7 protein-coding genes are annotated in these 6,553 nt (G+C 42.9%); 4 read left to right on the top strand and 3 right to left on the bottom strand.

Annotated elements, in window-relative coordinates:
* The first annotated feature begins 288 nt into the window (after positions 1–288).
* A complete protein-coding gene (locus AC5590_RS12405) occupies positions 289–1,422 on the top strand; it encodes a branched-chain amino acid ABC transporter permease (RefSeq protein ID WP_169268754.1) in 1,134 nt (377 codons plus the stop codon).
* Positions 1,412–2,197, top strand: coding sequence for an ABC transporter ATP-binding protein (locus AC5590_RS12410; RefSeq protein ID WP_169268755.1), 786 nt, complete (start codon positions 1,412–1,414; stop codon positions 2,195–2,197). The genes AC5590_RS12405 and AC5590_RS12410 overlap by 11 nt, the downstream gene beginning before the upstream one ends.
* A 276-nt stretch (positions 2,198–2,473) precedes the next feature.
* Here AC5590_RS12410 and AC5590_RS12415 read toward each other — a convergent pair whose 3' ends face one another.
* On the bottom strand, positions 2,474–3,037 hold the full coding sequence (locus AC5590_RS12415) for a hypothetical protein (RefSeq protein ID WP_169268756.1): 564 nt from the start codon (positions 3,035–3,037) through the stop codon (positions 2,474–2,476).
* 459 nt (positions 3,038–3,496) lie between these two features.
* Positions 3,497–4,216: a Crp/Fnr family transcriptional regulator gene (locus AC5590_RS12420; RefSeq protein ID WP_169268757.1), complete on the bottom strand. Its 720-nt coding sequence runs from the start codon at positions 4,214–4,216 to the stop codon at positions 3,497–3,499.
* Positions 4,217–4,464: 248 nt separating this feature from the next.
* On the opposite strand from AC5590_RS12420, the gene AC5590_RS12425 reads away from it, so the two are divergent.
* The gene (locus AC5590_RS12425; RefSeq protein ID WP_169268759.1) at positions 4,465–5,133 is read left to right on the top strand and encodes a chemotaxis protein CheB; all 669 of its coding nucleotides are present in this window, start codon (positions 4,465–4,467) and stop codon (positions 5,131–5,133) included.
* Between the two features lie 115 nt (positions 5,134–5,248).
* Complete coding sequence (locus AC5590_RS12430; RefSeq protein WP_171978129.1) at positions 5,249–5,404, top strand: chemotaxis protein CheB; 156 nt, start codon at positions 5,249–5,251, stop codon at positions 5,402–5,404.
* 64 nt (positions 5,405–5,468) lie between these two features.
* On the opposite strand, the gene AC5590_RS12435 is transcribed toward AC5590_RS12430, so the two are convergent.
* A complete protein-coding gene (locus tag AC5590_RS12435; RefSeq protein ID WP_169268758.1) occupies positions 5,469–6,284 on the bottom strand; it encodes a hypothetical protein in 816 nt (271 codons plus the stop codon).
* Positions 6,285–6,553: the final 269 nt, after the last annotated feature.

Below are 6,553 nucleotides of genomic sequence, written 5' to 3' on the forward strand. Positions count from 1 at the left end.
CTTTACTACCAGCTTACCGTAGTTTGTGGTTCAATTACCTGAAAATTGCTGTAAGGCAACGGGCATTGCAGCGTGATACGCTAGTTGCAAGGCTGCATCCCCATCCTTACCACATCTACGCTTAAAGTCATTCAAACGCCGCTCTACAAGTTTGCTAGACATCGTGAGAGTTAGGTAGATAAAGAGTTTATGGTGTCATTGCGAACGCTCCACTATGTTCTGTATGCCCTTCGGGCACGCTGCGCTATCGGTGATTTTGAATTTTGAATTAAGCAAAGGGGTTGACGTATGGCTCAATATCTCATTTTCTTAACGATTTCGACTTCAATTTTTGCATTGTTTGGTTTGGGCCTGAACTTACAGTGGGGCTTTACGGGTTTGATTAACTTTGGTCATGTTGCCTTTATGACGTTGGGCGCGTACACCACTGTATTGTTAACCTTAAAAGGAGTTCCTTTGGTGTTGTCAGCAATCATTGGGGCAATGATTGCTGCATTATTAGGATTGATAATTGGTTTCTCGACCTTGCGCTTGCGAGAAGATTACCTCGGAATTGTGACTATTGGCGTTGGTGAACTGATTCGTCTGGTGGTGAATAACCAGGATTTACCAGTTGGTAATGAGTGGAAAGCTGGAGCATTTGGTGTTCAAAGTTATCCTATACCATTGGCAACTCTTGCGCCGAATCTCTTCACCAAACTTTTGTTGATTGGGCTGTTAACGCTACTTGCTGGTATTACTTTATGGCAGTTATGGCGGTGGATTGGTATTTCTAGAGTGTCTACTTCAGCTCATTCACACAAGAAAGTCGTAAGTAAGCAAGAATTTATATCACACCTCGTTATAGGAGTTTTTTTAGCACTGTTAACAGTGGCGATTTATATATCTGGTGTTATTGGCTTGTATGACTACAGCGCCACAGCGGGTTTGATGTTGGTATCACTTATCGTATTGGCTTTTGTATTCTGGCGGTTGGAAATTTTAGTGCGATCGCCCTGGGGTAGAATCCTCAAAGCCATCCGCGAAGATGAAGAAATTCCGAAAGCTTTAGGAAAAAACGTCTTTTGGTATAAACTACAATCACTGATGCTTGGAGGTGCGATCGCAGGAATTGCAGGTGCTTTCATCGCATGGCAACTTAGCGCAATTTACCCAAATAACTTTGAACCAATAGAAACTTTCACTGCTTGGATTATCGTCATTTTAGGTGGTTCTGGTAACAATCTCGGCACAATTTTGGGTGCAGTGCTTTACTTTATGTACTATGAAGGTACGCGCAACTTGGATAAAATTATCCCTCTTGATTCAGACCGTTTAAGTGCATTGCGGATTATGATCATCGGTCTTATCTTGATGGTACTGATGATTTGGCGTCCTCAAGGTATCTTAGGGAAAAAGGAGGAACTCACCCTTGGCAAATAACGAGTCATCCCAAATTCCTCTGTTGACTGCAACTGGAGTTTGTAAAAACTTTGGTGGTATTAAGGCTGTAGATAACGCCGAAATTCAAGTACCAAGTGGTAGTATCACTGGATTGATTGGTCCTAACGGTGCAGGTAAAACGACATTATTTAACTTACTCTCAAGTTTCATCCGTCCAGACAAAGGACGAGTCACATTTAATGGCGAACCAATACAGAACTTGCAGCCATACCAAATCGCCCAGAAGGGAATGGTTCGTACCTTTCAGGTAGCCCGAACTTTGTCGCGGTTGTCGGTGCTAGAAAATATGCTGCTAGCAGGACAAAAACAAACAGGCGAGAAATTTTGGCAAGTCCAATTTCAACAACCCAAAATTGCTAAGGAGCAAAAAGAATTCCAAGAACGAGCACTTTTCCTATTAGAGTCAGTAGGATTAGCTCACAAAGCATATGATTACGCTGGAGGGTTATCTGGCGGACAGCGTAAGTTGCTGGAAATGGGAAGGGCACTGATGACTGAGCCTAAGTTAATCTTATTGGATGAACCAGCTGCAGGGGTCAATCCGAGACTGATTGATGAGATATGCGATCGCATTACCGGCTGGAACAACAGTGGTATGACTTTTTTGATCATCGAGCACAATATGGATGTGATCATGTCGTTGTGCGATCGCGTTTGGGTACTAGCTGAAGGACAAAATCTCGCGAACGGAACAGCACAAGAAATTCAGAATCATCCAAAGGTTTTGGAGGCTTATCTAGGCAAGTCAGCATAGCAACTTGAATTAAGTAGCAAAGTGCGATCGTTCTCAGGCTAGAGTTTGGATACGCATAATTTAGACGTTATTTATACCATACTCCGGTTGGTGTAAGACCAAAACCGTTATCAAGACGGGAATAATGTAGAGACGTAGCATGCTACGTCTCTACATTATTTGTATTAATTAATACTACTTAATTCTCAGGTTGCTACAAATGGTATTACACACAGAAACTTTTTTTTCATTTCTGTGTGTAACTCATCGGCTAGTGCCTTCAATCACTAAGATTTTTCAAGCATCAACGCGCTTACCATACCTTTGAGTGAATCCCAAAGCAGATTGAGCAGAGGGTAATGTAGAAGTCGCTGTTTGTGCAGTTAATTGACTCACTGTTATTGGTTGAGTCTCATACTCCGTGCTAGTAATCACCAACGGTTTGGTAACGGCTTGAGAAAATGTACCTTCCTCTGGATTTTTTGTGGAAATCGCTGGCGCAGCCTGTTTAGGACTTGTATTAGCAGTAGATACTGCTGTTTGAACTTTACTCTCGTCTTCGTCTAGAAACCATCTCAGTTGAGAAAGCATCGGACTGGATGGTGAAACTTTAAGCGTGTGAATTTGAGAGTCTTTTTCCGAAATTTGCTTTTGGAGATTGGACAATTGGTTTTCTAACTCAGAAGATTGACGTAAAGATTTTTGCCATGTCCACAATACAGCACCCGTAAGTCCTAGTCCAAAACTGAATGCAGCTCCCACTCCTGGAGAAACAAAATCCTTTAGTTCCCCATAGAAAAGTTCTTGCTCTTCTAGTTGGACTTTCACAGGCTTAGACCCTTGCAGGGCTAAAAGTAACATAAAAGAGGCAAAAAGCGTGCCTGATATCACTACGGTCGGGAGTAAGATTTTTTTAAGCATAACGAAAGCCTACTGGTATCAACGTGTCAAAACAACTTAATCAAAAACCCGTAGCCGTGCTCAAAGGCTGTACCTGCTACCTAAAAAAATTTCAAAATCCGAAATCTAGGCAACAAAGGGATACGGATTATACTTACTTTCTCATCCAAAATTAGTAAATTTTATGATCGTTTGTTTATAAATTGTTGATAAAGTATACAGGTTTTTTATGAATTTTTTGTATGCTTACTCTTCTAACTCCTTAAAAATACTGTTTTGAGTATAAAAAAGTAAAAATGATGACAGTACACGAGGCTTTGGGGGGCTTACGGCGAAGAAGCTAAGGCGGTTACCTTCAAAATAGGTTTTGAGTACTTTGGTTTCCCAAGCTTCAGTTGGAAATTATTGGCATTATTATGCTTAATTGTCGGGCAGCAAGCTTTCAAACTCGTCTTTGATCATTTGATAACACTCACAGGTGACGTCCTGTAGACCTTCTCGGTCGAGAATCGTCATTTTTCCACGTTTATAGATGATGAACCCTGCCTTATGAATAATAGCGGCAACCACACTCACACTGGCGCGACGTACGCCCAGCATTTGCCCTAAGAACTCCTGAGTGAGGGGAAACTCGTTTTTTCCGACTCGGTCTTGACTCATGAGTACCCACCGGCAAAATCGCTCTTCTATGGAGTGCAGGCGGTTGCAAGCAGCCAGTTGGGCGATTGAATTAAACAGGGCTTGCGTATAGCGTTGCAGCAGCTTGTAAAGTGGACTTTTTGGAGTGACTTCGCGTTGGAATACATCTGCCTTCATTCTTAAAGCTTCGCCTGGAACCTGCACCAAAGCCTGACCAGGAATTGTATTGACTCCCAATATGGGAAGACCAACCATTCCTTCATTGCCTATCGTAGCCACTTCCACCGCATCGCCATTTTGCATAATGGTGATTAGAGAGATGACGCCAGAGTTGGGGAAATAGATGTACTGGATCGGTTCGTTGGGTGTGTAGAGGAATTGCTTGAATTCTACTAGGGGGATTAGCTCTAGGTGAGGCTGGAGGCGTTCTTGTTCTTCCTTGGGGAGGGAAGCCAACAGCCGATTTTCAATTTGTTTAGGATGGTTTTGGGATGCGGACATAGAGAACCTCTTTGAGCCAGTCGTATCTCAATGAGATAACTCACGGCATCGGTCGAAGTCGTCTGGCGAAAGATGAACTCTTTGTAAAGAAGTTATGTACGCGTGCGCACATATTTTCAAGAAAATACAGTAAAATATTGTTTGTAACCTAACGTACATAAGCCTTCTAGTCGCCCCCCATACTCGGGGAGGGTACAAGAAATACTTTGCAAAATCATCAACCAGAAGAGAAAAACGTGATTTCGCACCTGGGACACAGAGTTATCTCCCACTTCCCGAATGTTGCTTATAATGTAGTGGCGATCGCAGCTTCTAGAGGTGGGCTAAAAGCCATTAGCCAAATTCTTTCGACATTACCACCCGACTTTCCAGCAGCCATTCTATTGGTACAGCATTTGTCTCCCAAGCACCCCAGCCAGATGGCAGAAATCCTCAGCCACCGTACGGCTTTGCACGTGAAGGAGGCAGAGGAAGGCGAATTGTTACGTCCAGGGACAGTATACATTGCTGTCCCTAACAAGCACCTGCTGGTTAACCCGGATGGTACCCTTTCTCTCTCAGATGGGCCAAAGATAAACTTTGTCCGCCCCGCAGGTGATAAACTGTTGGCGTCAGCAGCAGCTACTTTTAAAAGTCGAGCGATAGGAGTTGTCCTCACTGGTGGAGACGGGGATGGAGTTTTGGGTGTGCTAGCTATCAAAAAGTTTGGCGGTACGGTGATTGTTCAGGATGAGGCGAGTAGCGAATCTTTCAGTATGCCTAAATCTGCCATTTCCACTGGGAAAGTTGATTTCGTTCTTCCTTTAGATGCGATCGCTCAGTGTTTAGTCAGCCTAGCCATGACACAAGAAGTCGTCTCACAAGAACTACCTCCAAAATGGAGCAATTCATCTGGCGGACTAACGTCCGCCAGATGAATTGCTTTTGGCTTTTGTTTGTGCATAAAATTACGAGGCTGACGTAGCATGAATAAAGCTTGAGAGCCAATAAATTTAGTTCCCAGTTCCATGAACTGAGCTTTGAGCTGTCTAGATTTCGCTTCAACTTCACGAGGATGACGCGAGTAGCGAATGTTTTGGGATGCCGAAATCTGCCATTTCCACTGGGAAAGTCGATTTCGTTCTTCCCTTAGATGCGATCTGCCCCTATGCTGCAGCGAAGCGATCGCTCACTGCTCAGTCATCTTAGTTACCACAGAAAAAGTAGACTCACAAGAACTATCTCCAGAATCGAGCAATGGATCTGGCGGACGTTAGTCCGCCAGATCCATTGCTTTCGGCTTTTGTGTGTGCCTAAAATTGTGCTCACGCAGCATGAATGAAGCTTGAGAGCCAATAAATGTAGTTCCCAGTTCCATGAACTGAGCTTGAAGCTCTCTAGATTTCGCCCGAATTTCACTCGATTGCTTTCTCACCATTTGAGATTTCACCCGAATTTCACTCGCTTGCTTTCTCACTGCCGTAATATGAGTTTGATACGCCAAATACTTGGTTTCCATACAATTGCCTGGAGCGCTGAGCAAAAGTTTTGGAGAATTTGATTTTTCTTTGTGCTCTAACTCTTGCGGTTCGACAGTCGAATTATAAATAGTGTTAAGGACTGTTGCTAAAGTTTCACCAATTATCGGCTTTTTACTGACCAAAATTTCTTTAACTAATACTATCGCCGAATTAAGTGTTAGGCACGGTTCATTAAGTGCAATTAACAAATCTTCGTTTGTCTGATCCAACTCTTGCTGTATCTCTTGCTGTTCTAAGTGTTTGTGGTACAGCAGTTGCTTGAGAGTTTCTACTTGCTCGCACAAAAGCTCTATTGTCTCTTCCATTTCTGCTCTTTCAGTATAGTTAAGCTCAAGGGATCTTATTGTCAGACTATCTTTGTGTTTAGTATTTTCGCTTTGAGCACCTGTCTGAGCAGATTGATTAATTCGGGTGACAATTTTTTCTATAAGTTCTATAGTATCGGATAATACGCTTAGATCCAGAATGTTGCCATCTTCGCTATTATTTAGCCCTGATTGTAAATCTTCTGGGGATCTTGACTTGGAATCGTCGTTTAAAGAGTCCATGCACAATGCTCGCAAGCTTATCTAGTTATTTTAGCCAAAAACATAAGCTGAGCATCGCGCTTCTAACTTGCATAAAATATACGCCTGCGGTAGGGGCAAAGGCTAGCCGATACGTGTCAACACGTTCAAGCCTTGATTCGGTGTTGATTTAACCCGTGCACTTGTATGGGTATTCTAATTCTGGATTGATAGTAAATCGTGTAAGTCGTCCTTGAGCACTGGGGTTTATCCGTACCCAGTGCTTTTTTGTTATTTCTTTAATTTCATTT

It is taken from the genome of Brasilonema octagenarum UFV-OR1 (assembly GCF_963888615.1).
In the GTDB taxonomy this organism is placed as follows: Bacteria; Cyanobacteriota; Cyanobacteriia; order Cyanobacteriales; family Nostocaceae; genus Brasilonema; species Brasilonema sennae.

Bases quoted from the DNA above. Each gene is read 5' to 3' on its own strand.
- AC5590_RS12405 (WP_169268754.1), top strand. From the start codon at position 289: ATGGCTCAATATCTCATTTTCTTAACGATTTCGACTTCAATTTTTGCA.
- AC5590_RS12415 (WP_169268756.1), bottom strand. From the start codon at position 3,037: ATGTTACTTTTAGCCCTGCAAGGGTCTAAGCCTGTGAAAGTCCAACTA.
- AC5590_RS12420 (WP_169268757.1), bottom strand. From the start codon at position 4,216: ATGTCCGCATCCCAAAACCATCCTAAACAAATTGAAAATCGGCTGTTG.
- AC5590_RS12435 (WP_169268758.1), bottom strand. From the start codon at position 6,284: ATGGACTCTTTAAACGACGATTCCAAGTCAAGATCCCCAGAAGATTTA.